General features: G+C 69.2%; 16 protein-coding genes. 5 read left to right on the top strand and 11 right to left on the bottom strand.

Annotation, left to right across the window (positions count from 1 at the left end):
- Positions 1-41 precede the first annotated feature (41 nt).
- The 5 genes from WT60_RS32330 to WT60_RS32310 all read left to right on the top strand — a co-directional run bounded on the left by WT60_RS32330 (position 42) and on the right by WT60_RS32310 (position 6,022).
- Entirely contained in the window at positions 42-1,550 is a 1,509-nt protein-coding gene (locus tag WT60_RS32330) for a M81 family metallopeptidase (protein ID WP_038755277.1), read from the top strand.
- A 286-nt stretch (positions 1,551-1,836) separates the two neighbouring features.
- Complete coding sequence (locus WT60_RS32325) at positions 1,837-2,925, top strand: alpha/beta hydrolase (protein WP_060356468.1); 1,089 nt, start codon at positions 1,837-1,839, stop codon at positions 2,923-2,925.
- 38 nt (positions 2,926-2,963) lie between these two features.
- Positions 2,964-3,461 (top strand): cytochrome P460 family protein, encoded by a 498-nt coding sequence (locus WT60_RS32320; RefSeq protein WP_226377328.1) that lies wholly within the window; start codon positions 2,964-2,966, stop codon positions 3,459-3,461.
- Positions 3,462-3,724: 263 nt separating this feature from the next.
- Complete coding sequence (locus tag WT60_RS32315) at positions 3,725-5,803, top strand: carbon starvation CstA family protein (RefSeq protein WP_038755154.1); 2,079 nt, start codon at positions 3,725-3,727, stop codon at positions 5,801-5,803.
- Between the two features lie 12 nt (positions 5,804-5,815).
- A complete protein-coding gene (locus WT60_RS32310) occupies positions 5,816-6,022 on the top strand; it encodes a YbdD/YjiX family protein (protein WP_038755157.1) in 207 nt (68 codons plus the stop codon).
- Between the two features lie 189 nt (positions 6,023-6,211).
- Here the strand turns inward: WT60_RS32310 and WT60_RS32305 are convergent, their stop codons facing one another.
- From WT60_RS32305 to ispH, 11 genes are all read right to left on the bottom strand, one after another.
- Positions 6,212-6,637: a transcriptional regulator gene (locus WT60_RS32305; RefSeq protein ID WP_038755160.1), complete on the bottom strand. Its 426-nt coding sequence runs from the start codon at positions 6,635-6,637 to the stop codon at positions 6,212-6,214.
- 340 nt (positions 6,638-6,977) lie between these two features.
- The gene (locus WT60_RS32300; RefSeq protein ID WP_059642644.1) at positions 6,978-8,336 is read right to left on the bottom strand and encodes an aspartate aminotransferase family protein; all 1,359 of its coding nucleotides are present in this window, start codon (positions 8,334-8,336) and stop codon (positions 6,978-6,980) included.
- A gap of 607 nt (positions 8,337-8,943) precedes the next feature.
- Positions 8,944-9,582, bottom strand: a complete 639-nt coding sequence (locus tag WT60_RS32295; RefSeq protein ID WP_236860900.1) for a hypothetical protein — start codon at positions 9,580-9,582, stop codon at positions 8,944-8,946.
- Positions 9,579-11,057 carry an efflux transporter outer membrane subunit gene (locus tag WT60_RS32285; RefSeq protein WP_060356467.1) on the bottom strand — a complete coding sequence of 493 codons (1,479 nt, stop codon included), beginning with the start codon at positions 11,055-11,057 and terminating at the stop codon, positions 9,579-9,581. The genes WT60_RS32295 and WT60_RS32285 overlap by 4 nt, the downstream gene beginning before the upstream one ends.
- Positions 11,058-11,066: 9 nt before the next feature.
- A complete protein-coding gene (locus tag WT60_RS32280; protein WP_059671672.1) occupies positions 11,067-11,981 on the bottom strand; it encodes an HlyD family secretion protein in 915 nt (304 codons plus the stop codon).
- A 16-nt stretch (positions 11,982-11,997) separates the two neighbouring features.
- On the bottom strand, positions 11,998-12,192 hold the full coding sequence (locus WT60_RS32275; protein WP_038755172.1) for a DUF1656 domain-containing protein: 195 nt from the start codon (positions 12,190-12,192) through the stop codon (positions 11,998-12,000).
- Positions 12,182-14,308: an FUSC family protein gene (locus WT60_RS32270; protein ID WP_060356466.1), complete on the bottom strand. Its 2,127-nt coding sequence runs from the start codon at positions 14,306-14,308 to the stop codon at positions 12,182-12,184. Before WT60_RS32270 ends, WT60_RS32275 begins: the two co-directional genes overlap by 11 nt.
- Before the next feature lie 111 nt (positions 14,309-14,419).
- The gene (locus WT60_RS32265; RefSeq protein WP_038755178.1) at positions 14,420-15,343 is read right to left on the bottom strand and encodes a LysR family transcriptional regulator; all 924 of its coding nucleotides are present in this window, start codon (positions 15,341-15,343) and stop codon (positions 14,420-14,422) included.
- Between the two features lie 784 nt (positions 15,344-16,127).
- Positions 16,128-16,481 (bottom strand): DOPA 4,5-dioxygenase family protein, encoded by a 354-nt coding sequence (locus WT60_RS32260; RefSeq protein WP_038755181.1) that lies wholly within the window; start codon positions 16,479-16,481, stop codon positions 16,128-16,130.
- A gap of 615 nt (positions 16,482-17,096) precedes the next feature.
- On the bottom strand, positions 17,097-18,257 hold the full coding sequence (gene hpnH, locus WT60_RS32255; RefSeq protein ID WP_059575607.1) for an adenosyl-hopene transferase HpnH: 1,161 nt from the start codon (positions 18,255-18,257) through the stop codon (positions 17,097-17,099).
- A 12-nt stretch (positions 18,258-18,269) separates the two neighbouring features.
- Positions 18,270-19,211 carry a 4-hydroxy-3-methylbut-2-enyl diphosphate reductase gene (gene ispH / locus WT60_RS32250; RefSeq protein ID WP_038755192.1) on the bottom strand — a complete coding sequence of 314 codons (942 nt, stop codon included), beginning with the start codon at positions 19,209-19,211 and terminating at the stop codon, positions 18,270-18,272.
- Between the last annotated feature and the right edge of the window lie 29 nt (positions 19,212-19,240).

The following is a 19,240-nucleotide window of genomic DNA, read 5'->3' as shown; positions in this document are numbered from 1 at the left end:
AAGGCACGCACGAGATGCCGTCCTCCACACGGAAAGGCGAAATGAACATTCTGATTGCAGGCTTCCAGCACGAGACCAATACGTTCGCGCCGACGCGGGCGTCGTATCAGAGCTTCGTTCGCGGCGAAGGCTTTCCGCCGCTGGCGCGCGGCGCGGACGTGCTGTCGCTGCGCGACGTCAACGTGCCGGTCGGCGGCTTCATCCGGGCCGCTCAGGCGAACGGGCACGCGCTGCTGCCCGTGATCTGGGCGGGCGCGTGCCCGTCCGCGCACGTCACGGCCGACGCGTTCGAGCGGATCGGCGGCGAGATCGTCGCCGCGGTCGAGGCGGGCGGGTTCGACGCGATCTATCTCGACCTGCACGGCGCGATGGTCACCGAGCAGCACGACGACGGCGAAGGCGAGATCCTCGCGCGCGTGCGGCGGATCGTCGGTAGCCGGATGCCGATCGTCGCGTCGCTCGATCTGCACGCGAACGTCACCGCGCGGATGGCCGCGCACGCGAGCGCGCTCGTCGCGTATCGCACCTATCCTCACGTCGACATGGCGGCAACCGGCGAGCGCGCCGCGCAGGTGCTCGAGCGAATCGTGTCCGAACGCCGGCCGCTGCATTGCGCGATGCGCCGGCTGCCGTTCCTGATCCCGATCAACGGCATGTGCACGCACGCGGAGCCCGCGGGCGGCGCGTATCGATTGCTCGCGCAACTCGAACGGGACGGCGTCGTATCGATGTCGTTCGCTCCGGGTTTTCCGGCCGCCGATTTTCCGGAATGCGGGCCCACGGTGTGGGCGCACGCGTTCGATGGCGACGCGGCCGAGCGTGCGGTCGACGTGCTGTGCGCGAAACTCGTCGACGACGAAACGCGCTGGGGCGTGCCGTTCCTGACGCCCGACGCCGCCGTGGCCGAAGCGATTCGCCTGAGCCGCGGCGCGACGAAACCCGTCGTCATCGCCGACACGCAGGACAACCCCGGCGCGGGCGGCGACGCCGACACGATGGGCATGGTGCGGGCGCTGCTTCGCCGCGCGGCGACGGACGCGGCGGTGGGCGTGATCTGGGACCCCGACGCCGCGGCCGCCGCGCACCGCGCGGGCGTCGGCGCGCGCATCGGCCTGAGCCTCGGCGGCCGCTCGGGCGTGCGCGGCGATGCGCCGCTCGCGGCCGATTTCGAGGTCGAGCATCTGTCCGACGGGTGTTTTCGTTTCGACGGCCCGATGTTCAACGGCGCGCGCGGCGATCTCGGCGCGGTGGCCTGCCTGCGCATCGAAGGCGTCAGGATCGCGGTGAGCACGAACAAGATGCAGACCTTCGAGCGCAACCAGTTCCGTGTCGCGGGCATCGAGCCCGAGCGGATGCGGATCGTCGTGAACAAGAGCTCGGTTCATTTTCGTGCGGACTTCGAAGCGATCGCCGAGGCGATCCTCGTCGCGAAAGCGCCGGGGCCGATGGCCGCCGATCCCGCGGATCTCGCGTGGGCGCGCCTCGATCCGGACATTCGCCTCCGGCCGAACGGGCAGACCTTCGGGGCGTTTCGCGCGGCGATGCGTTAGTTCGTTTCCGTTTCCATTTCCATTCGATTGCACGTCACCGGTGCGCGCGACGTCCGCCTGCCGGCCCGGCTCGCGCCCGCCGTTCCGCGAATGCGGGCGCGGCCCGCGTGTCCGGTGACGCCGATGGTTCGCAGTCCGTCGATTCGATGCATTGCTTCGTTCCGGGAGGCCGAGCGATGCCGCGCAATGCCGATCGATCGCCTGTTCATGCGGCGCGCCATGCGCCGCGCATTTCGCCGCCGCATGCGATGCGGCGTTTTCCGGCAACCTTGAAGGAGGACTGATCATGTCCAATGCGATAAACGTCCGGCGCCGCCGGCTGATGGGCACCGCGCTCGCGGGCGTCGGCGTGATGAACCTCGGTCTCGACGGGCTCGCCCGCGCGCAGTCCGCGCCGCGCTCGGCGGGCGCGAGCGGCGCAACGGGCGATTCAAGCACCCCGAACGTCCCGAACGCCGCGAACGCCCCGAACGCCGCGACGTTCGACACGATCCATCAGATCGACGCCGGCCCGCTCAACGTCGGCTACGCGCAAGCCGGGCCGAAGGACGGTCCGGCCGTCATCCTGCTGCACGGATGGCCGTACGACATCCACAGCTTCGCCGACGTGGCGCCGCTCGTCGCATCGGCCGGCTATCGCGTCGTGGTGCCGTACCTGCGCGGCTACGGCTCGACGCGCTTGCTGTCGGACGACACGCCGCGCAACGGCCAGCAGGCGGTCATCGCCGCCGACATCGTCGCGCTGATGGACGCACTGAAGATCGATCAGGCCGTGCTCGGCGGCTTCGACTGGGGCGCGCGCACGGCGGCCATCGTCGCGGCTTTGTGGCCCGAGCGCTGCAAGGCGCTCGTGTCGGTGAGCGGCTATCTGATCGGCAGCCAGGAGGCGAACCGCAAGCCGCTGCCGCCGAAGGCCGAGCTCGCGTGGTGGTATCAGTTCTATTTCGCAACCGAGCGCGGCGCGGCCGGCTATGCGGCGAACCGCGACGATTTCAACCGGCTGATCTGGCAGCTCGCGTCGCCGAAGTGGCGTTTCGACGACGAGACGTACGAACGCTCGGCGCAATCGTTCCGGAATCCTGATCACGCGGCGATCGTCATCCACAACTATCGATGGCGTCTGGGGCTCGCGCAGGGCGAGCGTCGATTCGACGCGCTCGAGGCGCGTCTCGCGGCCGCGCCTGCGATCACGGTGCCGACGATCACGCTCGAAGGCGACGCCAACGGCGCGCCGCATCCCGAGCCCGCCGCTTACGCGAAGAAGTTCGTCGGCAAGTATCTGCATCGCGACGTCGCGGGCGGCGTCGGGCACAACCTGCCGCAGGAGGCGCCGAAGGCGTTCGCCGACGCGATCCTGCAAGTCGCGCATCTGTGACGCGAGGAGGATAGTCGATGTCGAAGCGAAGTTTTCGAATGGCCCGCGCGCTCGCCGCAGGCGCGTTTCTGCTGTTCGCGGTGCGGGGCGGCGGCGCGTTCGCGGACGCATCGAAGCCGGCCGCGTCGCCGATCTACGGTGTGACGCTTCCCGAAGGCTATCGGAAGTGGGAGATGATCGCGCCGGCCGAAGAGGCGGCGCCGCTCGACGAGCTGCGCGTGGTGCTCGGCAATCCCGCCGCCGTGAAGGCGATCGAGCATGCGACGTTGCCGTTTCCGGACGGCGCGATGCTCGTGAAGCTCGCGTACAAGCGCAAGCCGTCCGCCGAGTTCGAATCCGCGACCGTGCCGGGCCAGGCGACGACGGTGCAGGTGATGGTCAAGGATTCGCGCCGGTATGCGTCGACGGGAGGCTGGGGCTTCGGCCGTTTCGTCAACGGCGCACCGGCCGACGAAGCGCAGCATCGGACCTGCTTCGCGTGCCATCAGGCCCGCGTGAAGGATCGCGATTTCGTCTTCACGCGTTTTGCACCATAGTGTCGCGCCGCAGCGCGCCGGCGAGGCGGCGATTTCCTTTGTCGCCGTTCGGTTTTATATTCCGAGGAATCGAACGGCGCTCACCCCCTCGCAAACCCCTACGCAATGCTACGTAGATGCCGTACGTAGTCATGCGCTTGTTAGGTTTGCATCGAAGGCGAACAATATGGCCCCATCGCTACGTCCCGACGGAGCGTGACGCTTGCCGTCGTTGCGCGCGGCTCCCCGCCGCGCATATTTCGAAAAAATAGACAGGAGACGCCATGAATCGGGCTTCCGGTTATTTGCTCTGGATCGCCGTCGCGCTGCTCGGCGCGTTCGCGTTCGGCACGATCGCGCTCGCGCACGGCGAGCGGGTCAGCGCGCTATGGATCGTGATCGCCGCCGTTTGCGTGTATTTGATCGCGTATCGCTTTTACAGCCGCTTCATCGCGAGCAAGGTCGTCCAGCTCGACGGCCTGCGGATGACCCCCGCCGTCAAGTTCAACGATGGCCTCGACTACGTGCCGACCAACAAATACGTGCTGTTCGGCCACCATTTCGCCGCGATCGCGGGCGCGGGCCCGCTCGTCGGCCCCGTGCTCGCCGCGCAGATGGGCTACACGCCCGGCATGCTGTGGATTCTCGCGGGCGTCGTGTTCGCGGGCGCGGTGCAGGATTTCATCGTGCTGTTCATCTCGACGCGCCGCGACGGCCGCTCGCTCGGCGATCTCGTCAAGATGGAGCTCGGCGCGGTGCCCGGCGTGATCGCGCTGTTCGGCGCGTTCCTGATCATGGTGATCATTCTCGCGGTGCTCGCCCTCATCGTCGTGAAGGCGCTGACGAATTCGCCGTGGGGCACGTTCACCGTCGCCGCGACGATTCCGATCGCGCTCTTCATGGGCGTCTACACGCGCTACATCCGGCCGGGCCGCATCGGCGAAGTGTCGATCATCGGTTTCGTGCTGCTGATGGCGTCGATCGCGTACGGCCAGCACGTGCACGATTCGCCGACGCTCGCCGCGTGGTTCACGTTCAGCGGCACGCAGCTCACGTGGATTCTGATCGGCTACGGCTTCGTCGCGTCGGTGCTGCCGGTGTGGCTGCTGCTCGCGCCGCGCGACTATCTGTCGACGTTCCTGAAGATCGGCACGATCGTCGGCCTCGCGATCGGCATCCTGATCGTCGCGCCGGAGCTGAAGATGCCGGCGCTCACGAAGTTCGTCGACGGCACGGGCCCGGTCTGGTCGGGCAACCTGTTCCCGTTCCTGTTCATCACGATCGCGTGCGGCGCGGTGTCGGGCTTCCACTCGCTGATCGCGTCGGGCACGACGCCGAAGCTGCTCGACAACGAAACCAACGCGCGCTTCATCGGCTACGGCGCGATGCTGATGGAATCGTTCGTCGCGATCATGGCGCTCGTCGCCGCGTGCGTGATCGAGCCGGGCGTGTACTTCGCGATGAACGCGCCCGCGGCCGTGCTCGGCACGACGCCGGAGGCGGTTGCGCAGACCGTCACGCAATGGGGCTTCATGCTGACGCCCGACATGCTGACCGAAACGGCGAAGGCCGTCGGCGAGACGACGATCATCGCGCGCGCCGGCGGCGCGCCGACGCTCGCGGTCGGCATGGCGCAGATCCTGCACCAGGTGATCGGCGGCCAGGCGATGATGGCGTTCTGGTATCACTTCGCGATCCTGTTCGAGGCGCTCTTCATCCTGACCGCGGTCGACGCGGGCACGCGCGCGGGCCGCTTCATGCTGCAGGACCTGCTCGGCACGTTCCATCCGGCCTTGAAGCGCACCGAATCGCTGCCGGCGAACCTGATCGCGACCGCGCTGTGCGTGGCCGCGTGGGGCTACTTCCTGTATCAGGGCGTGGTCGATCCGCTCGGCGGCATCAACACGCTGTGGCCGCTTTTCGGCATTTCGAACCAGATGCTCGCCGCGATCGCGCTCGTGCTCGGCACCGTCGTGCTGTTCAAGATGAAGCGCGAGCGTTACGCGTGGGTGACGATCGTGCCGACCGCGTGGCTGCTGATTTGCACGCTGACGGCCGGCTGGCAGAAGGTGTTCGATTCGAACCCGAAGGTCAGCTTCCTCGCGCATGCGGCGAAGCTGCAAGCGGCGGCGGCCGACGGCAAGGTGCTCGCGCCCGCGAAGACGCTTGCGCAAATGCAGCGGATCATCTTCAACGACTACGTCGACGCGGCGCTCGCGGCGCTGTTCATCCTCGTCGTCGTGAGCATCGCGGCGTACGGCGTGATCGCGGTCGCGCGCGCGCGCCGTGCCGCGCAGCCGACATCGCGCGAGACGCCGTACGAGCCGATGCCGGCCGCGCAGGCGCTCGGCAGCGGGCGCTGACGGGAGGCCGCGATGTTCTCCGATCTCGGCGGCGAATTGCGCACCGCGGGCCGTTATCTGGGGCAGGCGCTGCGATTGATGGTCGGCCTGCCCGACTACGAAGGCTACGTCGCGCACATGCGCGCGACGCATCCCGATCGTCCGGTGATGACGTACGAGGAGTTTTTCCGCGAACGGCAGAATGCGCGATACGGTTCGGGAGCGGGGAAATGCTGCTGACGGCGTAGTCCGCGGGCGGCGGCGGTTTCGCGATGCGCTTGTCGCGATCGCGCAAAAGCGTCACGGTGCGAGCCGTGGCGCTTTTTTCATGGGCGGATGCGGCGGGACGACGCGTTGGATCGAAGCGGCGAACGGCCAGGCGGATGGATGGACGATGGCCCGATGAGTATCCGCCGACATCTGCGCCGCTCAGCGCCGCTTCGACGGATCGCCGCAGAAATGCTCGATCAATTCCTGCATCAGATAGCGATGATGCGGCGAGAGCGCCTCGATCTTCGATGCCAGCTCGATGGTCTCCGCCGTCGGCGCGTATTTTTCGTCGCGTCGCGCCGGCTCGTGCGTCCTGCCGCCGGGCGCGCCGGGCGGCGGGCCGTAATGGAGCCAATGCAGATCGACGCGCAGCCAATCGGCGAGCGTGCGCAACTTGTCGGGCGTCGGGATCGTGCGGCCCGTCAGCCATTTGTGTGCGGTTTGCGGAGAAATCGGGTGTTCGCCGCGATGCCGCAGATTGAAGTGCAGCGCAAGGGCGGTCGCGCCGGAGATTTTCTCCGGGCTGCGCTGCAGGGCGAATTTGAGGCGTTCTGCGAACGCCGCTTTTTCTTCGAGCGTCGGCATGGCCGCATTGTGCGGCTGCACATCGTCGAAGCGGACAACCAATCAGGCTATTAATAGCCTATATGAGATATATTTGGCTTGGCGTTGAAAGGTTGAGAAGATTTATTTTGGCTGCTTTATTCGCCGCCCAATCTGACATTGAATTCCGCATTGTGTCGCGACGAGTATCCAGTTGTCAGGTTTTAATTAACTCGCGTGAGATAATGTGTCTGGCATCCGGTTACTCGTGCGAACTGGCGCGCTATTCGGCATCCTCCGTGTTCCCGTCGCCGACAAGCGTTCCCGCGGCACGCACGCACGCGCGCTCGCATCGTTTTTCGTGGCGTCCGCGCGACGTCGCTCAGACCATCTCCCCGATGCATGCATCGAATGCCGCGACCAGCCGATCGACGTCTTCCGCGCCCGTTTCCGGACACACGAGCATCATGTTGTGGAACGGCGTGATCAGCACGCCGCGGTTCAGCAGATACAGATGCACGATGTGCTCGAGCTCGCCGTCGAGCTGCATTCCGGCGATCGCGCCGTTGCGCGGCGGCGTCGGCGCGAACTGGAATTCGGTGCGCGCGCCGATCCGCGTCACGCACCACGGCAGCCCGCGCCGCGCGATCGCCTGTTCGAGGCCGGCCGCGAGCCGTGCGGCGAGGTCGAACATGTGCGCGTACGCGGCGTCCGTCATCACGTCGGCGAGCGTCGCGCGGATCGCGCGCATCGCCAGCATGTTCGCGGTCAGCGTCGTGCCGATGCCGGAATGACCGGGCGGCGCGCTCGCTTTCGCGTGCTGCGCGCGCTCGGCGAACGACGCGCTGAAGCCGTACACCGCGCACGGCACGCCGCCGCCGATCGGCTTGCCGACGACGAGCAGATCCGGCTCGAGCCCATGCGCGACCGCGTAGCCGCCGGGGCCGCTGCTGATCGTATGGGTTTCGTCGATCGCGAGCAGCGTGCCGTGGCGGCGCGTCAGCGCGCGCGCTTCGCGCCAGAAGCCGGGGTCGGGCAGCACCATGCCGATGTTGGTCAGCGCCGGCTCGGCGAGCACGCACGCGACGTCGCCGCTCTCCAGCGCGGCTTCGAGCGCGGCGAGATCGTTGAATTCGACGACGCGCGTGTACGCGAGCAGATCGTGCGCCTGGCCGAGCAGGCTGTCGCGCTGCGCCGGCTTGCCGTCGACGAGATCGACGAACACGTCGTCGACGGTGCCGTGATAGCAGCCGTTGAACACGACGATGTGCTTGCGGCCCGTTGCCGCGCGCGCCCAGCGCAGCGCGAAGCGGTTCGCGTCGCTCGCGCTCAGCGCGAACTGCCAGTACGGCAGCCGGAAGCGGCGCGCGAGCTCCGCGCCGACCCACGCGGCGTCCTCGCTCGGCAGCATCGTCGTGTAGCCGCGCGTCGCCTGCTCGGCGAGCGCGCGCGCGACGGGCTCGGGCGCGTGGCCGAACATCGCGCCCGTGTCGCCGAGGCAGAAGTCGGCGTAGCGATGGCCGTCGACGTCGGTGAAATGCGCGCCGCGCGCGTGATCGACGTGCAGCGAGAAGGGCGTCGACCAGTCGCGCATCCAGTGCAGCGGCACGCCGAACAGCAGGTGCTGCGCCGCTTCGGCGCAGCGCGCGCGCGATGTCGGCATGGCTCGTTCGAAGGCGTCGCGTTCGCGTGCGAGGAGCGCGCGGGCGCGCGTCAGATTGACTCCGTGGCGAATTTCCAAGTGGGCTCCTTTGCGGAATGAAACGGAATCGCGGAACGTCGGCGAAAGCTTCGCATATTCATTCGAGTTGGTCGATTCGCGGGAGCCGGGCGGGCGTCGGCGCGCGCCCGGCGCGACAGGCGATGGCCGAGCCGGCGCGCGGGGACGGGCGGGGGACGGCGAAATGCGCCGCGAGATGTCGGAAGCGTCGCGCAAGGCGATGGGCGAACGGGCGTTGTCGGTCGCAGTGCGTCGTGGACGATCGACGGGCACCGGCGCTCGGCGCATTGACCGCCGTTGCGGGCGGCGAGCGTCGGCGTCGGCGGCGCGGCGTCGATGAGGGCCATGGCCGATGCGCGTTGCGACCGATCGGCTCACGCCGACGCGTAAGGCGTTCACTTGCCGTTGCGAGCATCGCGACCGGAGCGGCGAGCGCGCCGAAAGACACCTATGCCGGGCGGCGAGTGTCGTCGTCGTCGGCGGCGCGGCGTCGAAACCGACCACGTCGCATCGGCATGCCGCCGCAGCGACGCCGCCGGCATGCGCCGTCCGCGCATCGCCGGCGCACGTTCGCGCCGGCGCCGACGGCCGAGCGTGGCGACTTCGGCCCGGATCGCCGCCTTGCGTATCAGGTCCGCCGCGCGTGCGTTTCGACGCCGGTTGCGCCGCTCGCTGCCGTGAGCCGCGCGGCGAGCGCCGTCGCCTCGCCGAGCGACGCGACCGCCTCGTGCGGAATCCCGAACGCCTTGACGGCCATCCGGCCTTGCTCGGCGACGGCCGCGCGCCGCTCGGGATCGGGCTCGACGCTGATGAGCGCCCTGCACACCGCGCCGAGCGCCGTCCTGTTCCGCTTGAGCCACATCGCGCGATGCTTGCGGTCGTCGTGGCTCTCGCCGGCTTCGAGCGAGACGTACACGACGACGAACGGCGCGCCGCCGCGCATCAGCGCGTCGATTTCCTTCTCCCATTGCGTCGCGTAGCCGGGCGTCGCGGCGCTTTCGCGGAATACGCACATCGGAAACCGGCTCACGTCGTGCACGACGAAATCCTGCGGATCGAGATTCATGGCAATGCTCCCGGAATGGATGACGAAAAAAAATCCGAAGACAAAGACAAAGACAAAGACGAAGACGATGGCAATGGCAATGGCAATGGCAAAGGCAATGGCAATGGCAAAGGCAAAGGCAAAGGCAAAGGCAAAGGCAAAGGCAAAGGCGAACGCCACGACGAGGCGCGAAGCGAAGCGGCGCAGCGCGGCGGCCGTCAAGGCCCGCGCGCGTCCGGCGGGCCGTCGGCTTGCGCGACCGGCGCATCGCGCCGCCAGCCTGCGCCGAGCGCCTTGTACAGCGCGATCACGCCCTGCACATGCGCGAGGCGGCTCAGCGCGAGCGCGTCGCGCGCGCGGTACGTCGCGCGCTGCGCGGTCAGCACCGACAGGTAATCGCTCAGTCCGCCGCGATACAGGCGCGTTGCGCGCGACTGCGCGTCCTGGCTGCTGTCGGCCGCCGCGACGAGCGCCTTCTGCCGGTCGCGCTCGGCGCGGATCGCGGTCAGCGCGTCCTCGACCTCGCGGAACGCGACGCGCACGCGCTGCGCATACGCGATGCGCGCCGCCTCGGCGGCGGCCTGCGCGGCGCTGACGCCCGCTTTCGCGCGGCCGCCGTCGTAGAGCGTTTGCGTGCCTTCGAGCGCAATGGACCACGCGACGCTCGCGCTCGCGAACAAGTCCTGCACGAGGCTCGCGGTCGAGCCGACGCTCAGCGGAATCGCGAAGCGCGGCAATTGCGCGGCGCGCGCGACGCCGATCTGCGCGGTGGCGGCCGCGAAGCGCCGCTCGGCGGCGCGGATGTCGGGCCGCTCGCGGATCACGTCGGCCGGCAGCGCGACGGGCAACTGCGGCGCGACGGGCAGCGTCGCGCCGGGCGCGGCGAGCGCGTCGCGCAGCTCGCCGGGAAAGCCGCCCGTCAGCACGCCGATCGCGTGCGCGAGCCGCGCGACGCTCGCCCGCAGCGGCGGCAGCGCGGCCTGCGCGAGCTCGAGCTCGGCGCGCGCCTGCGCGACCTCGAACGATGTGCCGAGACCGCGCCGCTGCGCGCGCTCGGTCAGCCGCAGCGTCGCGTCGAGGCTCGCGACGTTGTCCGCCGCGAGCCGCAGCCGGGCCTGGCTCGCGCGCAGTTCCGCGTAATCGGACGCGAGCTCGGCGACGAGGCTCACGAGAATCGCGCGGCGGTCTTCGTCGATCGCCTCGACTTGCGCATCCGCGGATTCGATCGCGCGCCGCGTGCCGCCGAAGACGTCGAGTTCCCACGACGCGTCGAAACCGAGCCGATACGTTCGCGATTGGCCGATGCCCGGCGGCCAGTCGAGCGCGCGCGACGAACGCAGCGCGTCGGCCGTGCCGCCCGCGGAGACGGCCGGGCCGAGCCGGCTCGCGATCCGGTCGCGCTCGGCGCGCGCCTGCAACAGCCGCTGGCGCGCGATCGCGAGGTCCTGATTGCCGCCGATCGCCTGCGCGATCAGCTTGTCGAGCAACGGATCGCGGAACGCGCGCCACCAGTCCTGCGATTGCGCGGGATCGGCCGGCGCGGCGTCGCCGCCGCGCGCCGTCCAGTCGGACGGATGCGCGGGCCGCGGCGGACGATAGTCGGGGCCGACCGCCGTGCACGCGGCAAGCGCGATCGCGCAGGCGCCGGCCGTGAGCGCGGCGGCGCATCGTGGCGGACGGAAAGAAATGGATCGCATCGCCGCCGCCTACATCAACGTGTGCAGCCACGACGCGAGCCGGCCGCGCGGCGTCGAGCGGCGGCCGGCCTCGCCGATCTCGACGCTGCAGGTCATGCCGGCCGCGAGCAGCACGCCCGCCGGCACGCGATCGAGCTCGATGCGCACCGGAATCCGCTGCGCGAGCCGCACCCAGCTGAACGTCGGATTGACGCTCGGCAGTCCGAGTTCGTCGAGGCCGCCGTTCTCGTCGGCGATGCCGCGGCCGATGCTTGCCACACGGCCGCTCAGCAGCGGATCGAAACCCATCAGCTTGATCCGCGCGGGCGCGCCCGTTGCGATGCGGCGCAGCTTCGTTTCCTCGAAATAGCCGGTGATCCAGAAGCTGTGCGCGTCGAGCACCGAGATGCCGGGCTTGCCCGCGACCGCGTAGTCGCCGCGACGCAAGCGCAGCTGCGTGACGTAGCCGTCGACCGGCGAGCGCAGCGTCGCGCGCTCGAGATCGAGCTCCGCGACTTCGAGCGCGGCGAGCGCCTTGCGGTATTCGGCCTGCGCGATCGACACCGCGCGGCCCGAGCGCTGGATGTCCTCTTGCGGCACGAGATCGTCGAGGCCGGTGCGGCGGCGCGCCTCGTCGCGTTTCTGCCGCATCGCCTCGGCGCTCGCGGCGACTTGCGCCTGCGCCTGCTCGAGCGCGAGCGCGAAGCGCCGCGGATCGATCCGGTATAGCACGTCGCCTTTCGATACGCGCTGGTTGTCGGCGACAGCGACGCCGATCACGGTTCCGGACACTTCCGGCGCGATTCGCACGACGTGCGCGCTCACGCGGCCGTCGCGGGTCCAGGGGGCGAGCACGTACGCGTGCCAGAGGGCGGCGACGAGCGCGATCGCGAGGCCGATCGCGACGAGCGTCGCCACGGAGCGGGTCAGGGGTTTGAGCGACATGGTGCGATTTGGCGAACTAGAGAAAGAGGATCAGCGCGGCGACGAGCACGAGCGAAACCGCGAACTCGAACAGCGCCGGGTGCCACACGCGGCGCAGCAGCCCGGCGCGCGCGAGCGCGGCGCGCACGGCCAGGTAGAGTGGCACGGTCGCGCATGCATAGACGAAGAACGGCGGCAGGTAGACGCCGGCCACGGCGAATTCACTGAGCACGGCGGGACCTCGGCGGAACGGGGGTGAAGTACGCGGCATGCGTGTGCAGCAGCGTGTGCACGTCGGCGAACGCGGCCATCAGCCGCTTCAGCTCGGCGTCGTGGCCGGGATGCGCGGCGGCGAGCCGGGCGATCGCACGGGCGGCGCGGCGCGCATGCAGCGCCGCGCGCGCGGGCTCGGCGGCGCGGCGCGCGAGCCGCGCGAGGCCGGTGCGTGCGCAGTCGAGCGCGGGCGCGGGCAGATCGCCGCGCGCGACGAAGCGCCGGATGCGCAGCAATTCCTTGCCGACGTGCAGCGCGGCGAGCCCTTCGACGCTCGCCTGCGTCATCGCGGCCGGCCGGCTTTTCAGCAGCGCGGCGAGCTGCGCGATGCGGTGTTGCTGCCGCTGCGGCCACTGGGCCGCCGCCGGCCGCCTGTGGCGAGAAGCGAGGAGCCCGAGCGTATCGTCGCGGATCGTGCGGCGTAGCCGCGCGATGTCGGCGGCGAGGTTGCGCGGCAGGATCAGCTGGAACGCGAGCAGCGTGACGAACGTCGCGAGCACCCACGCGACCGATTGATTGAGGAACAGGCCGAGGTCGGGGCGAAACGGATTGGTCGCCGCGTTCAGCGTGTTGAACGCGACGAGATACGCGAGGCCCGCGAGCGCGGTCTTCGGCGTGCTCGTCGCATAGATGCCCGGCAGCCAGAACAGCGCGAGCGTCGCGACGAGGAGCGGAAAGCCCTCGATGCGCGGCAGCACGCCGAATGCGCAGACGAACGCGGCCGGCACCGCGGCGACCGTGCCCTTGATGAATGCCTTCGCGCCTGCTGCGGGATCGCCGGCCGTGGCGAGCAGCGCGCAATACGGCGCGACGACGAGCAGCATCATGTCGCCCTGATCCCAGCCGGTCGCGAACCATATCGCGCCCGTGATCACGATCGCGCACATCGAGCGCGCGCCGTTGCGCACGGCCGAGCGCGCGTCGCGATGAAAGCGCACGGGCGCGGGCTTGCCCTGCGGCCTTGGCCGCTGCAACTCGGCAAGGCCGCGCAGCGCGGCGAGATAGTCGTCGATCTGCTCGATCAGGCGCTCGCCCGCGATCAGCAGCGTCGCCTCGTCGCGCGGGTCGGCGAACGCGATCCCGGCGAGCGCGTTCCGCAAGCGCGTGCGCGCGTCGCCGAGCAGCGCGGCCGCGTGCGCGGCGCCGTCGGGACCGTCGTCGAGCGCGTCGGCGGCGGCCCGCCACGCCGCCTCGAGCCGCGGTTGCAGGCGCGCGATCGCGCGCGCGCCCGGACTGTCCGCGGGCAGCGGCGGCGTGCCGCCCGCGAGCGCGCCGAACAGCGACGCCATCCCGTGCCGCACGGCCATCGCGCGCTGCGCGAGGTCCTCCGATTCGGCCTTGCCGAGCGCGAGCAGATCGTCGATTCCGTAGATGTCGGCCAGCAGCGCGAGCCGCGTGTCGTCGCCGGGCGCGGCCGCGATGCCGCCGCGCTGCGCGGCGATCGCGCGCGCGACCGCCGCGGCGAGCCGCGTCACCAGCGCTTCGAGCTTGCCGCGAACGTCGCGGGCGCTGAACAGCATCGACACGAGGCTCAGGCACAGCACGCCGATCACGACGGTCGAGCCGCGGCCGATCACGCGTTCGAAGGTGAGCTCGGGGCGCAGCATCGCGCCGTATGTCGCGAGGCCGATCGTGTAGCCGGCGACCACCGTGCCCGACGCGCGAAAGTGCCGCAGCATCGTCATGCCGGCGACGCATAGGCCGAGCCAGAAGCCGAAGCCTAGAATGAAGAGCAGCGGCTGCTGCGCGAAGCAGCCCATCAGCACGAACGCGACGAGCATCCCGGCGATCGTGCCGGCGACGCGCCACACGCCCTTGCCGATCACCGCGCCCTGCACGGGATTGATCACGAGCAGCACCGTCGACGCGGCGGAATACGGCGTCTCGAGCGCCAGCAGATACGCGACGCCGAGCGCGAGCGCGGCCGCGGCGATCGAGCGCGCGACATACGCGCCGCGCGGCGTGAACAGATCGAATTCGAATCGCTCGAGGCGCGCGAGCAGCGCCGCCGTCGCTCGGCTCGGTCGTCCGCGCGCCGCCGAGACGGCGGCCGTCTGATCTGCTGCGTCACGCACTGATCGCGCTCCGTGATGAATGACGGAGGCAGTCTACGGGCGTCGCTCGCGTTCAGAAAAGTGAAGTCTTTGCAATCGGCGCATGCGTGAGACGCACGCGTCGCGCGCGCGTCACGCGTGCGCCGGCTGCAACGCGGTCGGGCCCGTGCACAGCCCGCGCACGACGCGGCGCAGCCATTGATGCGCGGGGTCGCTCTGGAAGCGCGGATGCCACGCCTGCGTGATCAGCACGGTCTCGAGCGGCACCGGCAGCTCGAACGCGCGCACGTCGAGCCCCGCCTTCACTGCGCCGCACGCGAGATGCTCGGGCAGCGGCAGAATCAGATCCGACGCGTGCAGCGCGAATACCGCCGCGTACGGCGTCGGCACGACGAGCGCGACGCGGCGCTTCAGCCCGCGCTCAGCGAGCGCGGCGTCGATCGGCCCGGACGACTTGCCGCGCCGCGACACGCCGATGTGCGGCCAGCGCGCGAAGCGCTCGGGCGTGATGTCGTCGCCGAAGATCGGATGATCGCTGCGCGCGAGCCCGACGAACGTCGTCGTGAAGAGCGGCTGCACGCGGATCTCGGGCCCGAGGCGGCGCGACGCGCTGATGAACAGGTCGATGCGGCCGCTGCGCAGCGCGTCGTCGTCGACGTCGTCCTCCTCGGGCGTGAAGCGCAGCATCGCGCGCGGCATGCCGCGCTCCATCTCCTCGAGCAGCCGGCCGCTGTGCATGCCGACGAAGATGTCGTTCGCGCGCACGTTGAACTGCTTGTCGAGCGTGCGCAAATCGATTTCGGCGCTCGGCGCGAGCAGTTGCGACGCGCGCTCGATGGTCTCGCGCACGACGCCGCGCAGCGCGAGCGCGCGCGGCGTGGGCACCATCCTGCGCCCGGCCTGGACGAAAATGGGATCGCCGACGGTTTCGCGGATGCGCGCGAGCGTGCGGCTCATCGCGGGCGGGCTGAGATTCATGCGGCGCGCGGCGCCGACGACGCTGCCTTCTTCGAGCAGTGCGTCGAGCGCAATCAGCAGATTCAGATCGGGGGCCATCGGCTTCTCCGTGTCGTGGCGTGCATGCCACGCAATGGTAGTGCGAGAGTCGATCGTCCGGCGTTACCGCGGCGCACGCATCGATTGCGCGGCGCGCAACGCTCGATGAACGTATCGGCGGCTTCGTTCGCCGGTTCGGGCATGCGACGGCGCGCGAACTGCGTCGCCGCTCAATCCGTTGCGATGTCGGTCTCGCGGCGAGATATTCGCGCAGATCCGCGCGTATTCGGCTGCATGGGCGATCGGTGTCGCCGCACGGCGCTCGCACGCGCGATCCGGATGACGGGCCGTCGACGTGGGTGCGGCGTGACGTTCGACGGAACTTCTTCGATTGCGACGCGGGCCGAGCTCGATATGACGCGATCGAATGCGGAGCGGGCGAAAGTGCTTCGGTCCGGCGCGACTCGGTCTGACGTGCGCCGGTTTGAGGCTGACGCGACTCGGTCTGACGTGGCCCGGCCCGGCTTGGCACGACGCGACGCGACGTGACGTGACTCGGCCCGCGTGGCCTGGCTCGACGCGACGCGACCCGACCCGGTCCGGTCCGACCCGATCCGGTCCGGTCCGACCCGATCCGGTCCGGTCCGACCCGACCCGACCCGACCCGACCCGGTCCGACATGTCCCTGCTCGACGCGACCCAACCCGGCTCGACGTGCGCCGGTCGAGCGTGCGCCGGTCGAGCGTGACCCGGTCGAACCCGACGTTATCCGGCCCGATTCGCCGCTTTCGCGACGTGGCCGACTTCGCGGCGCGATACGCCGATGCGGCGCGCGTCGCGTCGTTTAGCCGCTCAACGCATCGAGATTCAACGCATATGAATGGCCGATCCAGACCGCGGCGTCGCGATGATCGCGCAGCTCGTCGCCCGTGTTCGGATGAAGGAACACGTCGAGCGCGCCGTGGTGCAGCACGAGCCACGGCACGACTTCGGCGAATTGCGCCGGCTCGAACGCGATCTGATACGACCACGTCGGATGCGGCCCGACGAGTCGCTCGTGAAAACGGCCGAGCTGCACGGTCGCGCCGAAGCGTCGTTCGACGATCGCGCGAAACGCCCACGCGGCGTCGCGGCTCGATGCGTCGAAATATACGTGGGCATGCCAGCCGATGATGTCGGCGACGTCGGAAGATGTCATGGCGGTTCTCGGAATGTCTGCGCGTGCGCGGCGGCGTCGTGCGCCCGTGCGCATCGTTGTCGGTGGCGGCGCGTCGTTGGCGCCGGCTCAACGCGCATCGTAACGCGGCGCGAGCAAGCGTGCTTGCGGGTTAGCGGCGCAAGTGGCGCAAGTGGCGCAAGTGGTGTGTGTGGCGCCGGCTCGGCTCGGCGGCCGTCGCATGCGACATCGATCGGTTGCGCAAGCGGACGTGACGAAAAAGTGCGACAAAGACGCGTGAAGCGGGGAATTTCGCTGAACGTGCGCCAGGATTTCCATGTCGAGGCGTTCGACGATGCGAAATCGCATCGGCATCGATATCGGTACCGATGCCGCCACCGCCACCGCCACCGCCACCGGCCTGACACCGGCCTGACACCGCTCATTCATCCCAAAACATCGTCCGTCGCGCGCCGACCGACGTATCGCAACCGACGCACGGCGCGCCGAAAAAATGCATCGCGGCGAACTGCGCAAAGGCGCGGCCGGACCCCGGCGACACGCGCGCCAAAACAAAAGGCGCCCCGAATGTCATTCGGGGCGCCTCGGCCGTCGACGGCGGGCGCGCAATCTCGCGCGTCGCCGGCGATCGTCGGGTCAGGCCGTCGCGGCCGGCTTCGGCGACTTTTGCAGCTTGCCCTTGCCCGCGCGCTGGATCTCTTCGAGCTTGATCTCGACGTGGCGGGAGAACACGTACTCGGCCGGACGCTGCTTGTCGATCGGAATGTCCGGCGCGAACGGGCCGTCGGTCTTGATGCCCTTCTGGCTCACGCGCAGCGCCTTCAGCGGATGCGCGATCGTGTCCATCACGGCGGTCGCCTCGAAGCCGCAGTGGACCATGCAGTCCGCGCACTTCTCGTAGTTGCCGACGCCGTAGTTGTCCCAGTCGGTCGTCTCCATCAGTTCCTTGAACGACTTCACGTAGCCTTCGCCGACCAGGTAGCACGGCTTCTGCCAGCCGAACACCGTGCGCGCCGGGTTGCCCCACGGCGTGCACTTGTAGGTCTGGTTGCCGGCGAGGAAATCGAGGAACAGCGACGACTGGCTGAACGACCAGCGCTTGCCGCCTTCGCCGCGCTTCAGGATTTCGCGGAACAGGTTCTTCGTCTTGTCGCGGTTCAGGAAGTGCTGCTGATCCGGCGCGCGTTCGTACGCGTAGCCCGGCGACACCGTGATGCCGTCGACGCCGATCGGCTTGAGCGTATCGAAGAACTTCGCGACGCGCTCGGGGATCGCATCGTTGAACAGCGTGCAGTTGATGTTCACGCGGAAGCCGCGGCGCTTCGCTTCCTTGATCGCCGCGACGGCCTTGTCGTACACGCCGTCCTGCGACACGGAATGGTCGTGCATGTCCTTGTCGCCGTCGAGGTGAACCGACCAGACGAAATACGGGCTCGGCTGGTAGTCGTCCATCTTCTTTTCCATCAGCAGCGCGTTCGTGCACAGATAGACGAACTTCTTGCGCTTCATGATGCCCCGGACGATTTCCGGCATTTCCTTGTGGAGCAGCGGCTCGCCGCCCGCGATCGACACGACGGGCGCGCCGCATTCGTCGACGGCCTGCAGGCATTCCTCGATGGACAGGCGCTGGTTCAGGATCGGATCGGGGTAATCGATCTTGCCGCAGCCGTTGCACGCGAGGTTGCAGCGGAAGAGGGGCTCGAGCATCAGCGCGAGCGGATAGCGTTTGTTGCCGGACAGGTGTTGGCGCACGATGTACGCGCCGACGCGGGCTTGCTGGAGCAGCGGAATAGACAAGAGATGTCCTCCTTAAACTTCGCGGGCGACAGCTTGCATGAGCTTCGCCGGCAGCTTGAATTCGACTTTTTCCTCGCGGCCCGACATCGTCGCGACCTCGACCGGGCCGAGCGCGCGCAATGCGGCGATCACGTCCTCGACCATTTCCTCGGGCGCCGACGCGCCGGCCGTGAGGCCCACCGTGCGCGCGTTCGCGAACCATTCGGTGCGGATTTCCGAGCCGTCCGCGACGAGATAGCTCGGCACGCCGCTTTCGGCGCCGATCTCGCGCAGCCGGTTCGAGTTCGAGCTGTTCGTCGCGCCGACGACGAGCAGCACGTCGACCTGCTCGCTCAGTTCGCGCACGGCCGCCTGGCGGTTCTGCGTCGCGTAGCAGATGTCGCGCGTGTCCGGGCCGACGATGTCGGTGAACCGGCGCTGCAGCGCTTCGATGATGCCGCGCGTGTCGTCGACCGACAGCGTCGTCTGCGTGACGTACGCGACGGGCGCGTCGGCCGGCAGCGTCAACGTATCGACCTCGGCTTCGCTCTGGACGAGGATCACCTCGCCCGGAATCTGGCCGATCGTGCCTTCGACTTCCGGATGGCCGGCGTGGCCGATCAGGATCAGCCGGCGGCCGGCCGCGACGTACTGGCGCCCCTGCACGTGCACCTTCGTGACGAGCGGGCACGTCGCGTCGAGGACGTCGAGGCCCCGGGCATCGGCATCCTTTTCGACGGTCTGGGCGACGCCGTGCGCGCTGAAGATGGCCACGGCGCCATGCGGCACTTCGTCGAGCTCCTCAACGAATCGCGCCCCTTTATTTCTCAGGTTTTCAACTACGTGCCGATTATGGACGATCTCGTGACGTACATAGACCGGCGCGCCGTGCTGTTGCAGCGCGCGCTCGACGATCTCGATCGCGCGGACAACCCCCGCACAAAAGCCGCGAGGCTGGGCAAGGATGACTCGCATATTTGGGCGAACTCCGACGACTGACGCGG

Origin of the sequence: Burkholderia sp. MSMB617WGS (genome assembly GCF_001532025.2) — a bacterium.
In the GTDB taxonomy this organism is placed as follows: domain Bacteria; phylum Pseudomonadota; class Gammaproteobacteria; order Burkholderiales; family Burkholderiaceae; genus Burkholderia; species Burkholderia savannae.
The sequence above is the reverse complement of the archived record's forward strand: the minus strand, read 5'-3'. Positions and strand labels throughout refer to the sequence as shown.

Excerpts from the sequence above, each read along its gene's own strand:
- WT60_RS32330 (WP_038755277.1), top strand. The coding sequence starts at position 42 with ATGAACATTCTGATTGCAGGCTTCCAGCACGAGACCAATACGTTCGCG.
- WT60_RS32325 (WP_060356468.1), top strand. The coding sequence starts at position 1,837 with ATGTCCAATGCGATAAACGTCCGGCGCCGCCGGCTGATGGGCACCGCG.
- WT60_RS32320 (WP_226377328.1), top strand. The coding sequence starts at position 2,964 with ATGGCCCGCGCGCTCGCCGCAGGCGCGTTTCTGCTGTTCGCGGTGCGG.
- WT60_RS32315 (WP_038755154.1), top strand. The coding sequence starts at position 3,725 with ATGAATCGGGCTTCCGGTTATTTGCTCTGGATCGCCGTCGCGCTGCTC.
- WT60_RS32310 (WP_038755157.1), top strand. The coding sequence starts at position 5,816 with ATGTTCTCCGATCTCGGCGGCGAATTGCGCACCGCGGGCCGTTATCTG.
- WT60_RS32305 (WP_038755160.1), bottom strand. The coding sequence starts at position 6,637 with ATGCCGACGCTCGAAGAAAAAGCGGCGTTCGCAGAACGCCTCAAATTC.
- WT60_RS32285 (WP_060356467.1), bottom strand. The coding sequence starts at position 11,057 with ATGCGATCCATTTCTTTCCGTCCGCCACGATGCGCCGCCGCGCTCACG.
- WT60_RS32280 (WP_059671672.1), bottom strand. The coding sequence starts at position 11,981 with ATGTCGCTCAAACCCCTGACCCGCTCCGTGGCGACGCTCGTCGCGATC.
- WT60_RS32265 (WP_038755178.1), bottom strand. The coding sequence starts at position 15,343 with ATGGCCCCCGATCTGAATCTGCTGATTGCGCTCGACGCACTGCTCGAA.
- WT60_RS32260 (WP_038755181.1), bottom strand. The coding sequence starts at position 16,481 with ATGACATCTTCCGACGTCGCCGACATCATCGGCTGGCATGCCCACGTA.
- ispH (WP_038755192.1), bottom strand. The coding sequence starts at position 19,211 with ATGCGAGTCATCCTTGCCCAGCCTCGCGGCTTTTGTGCGGGGGTTGTC.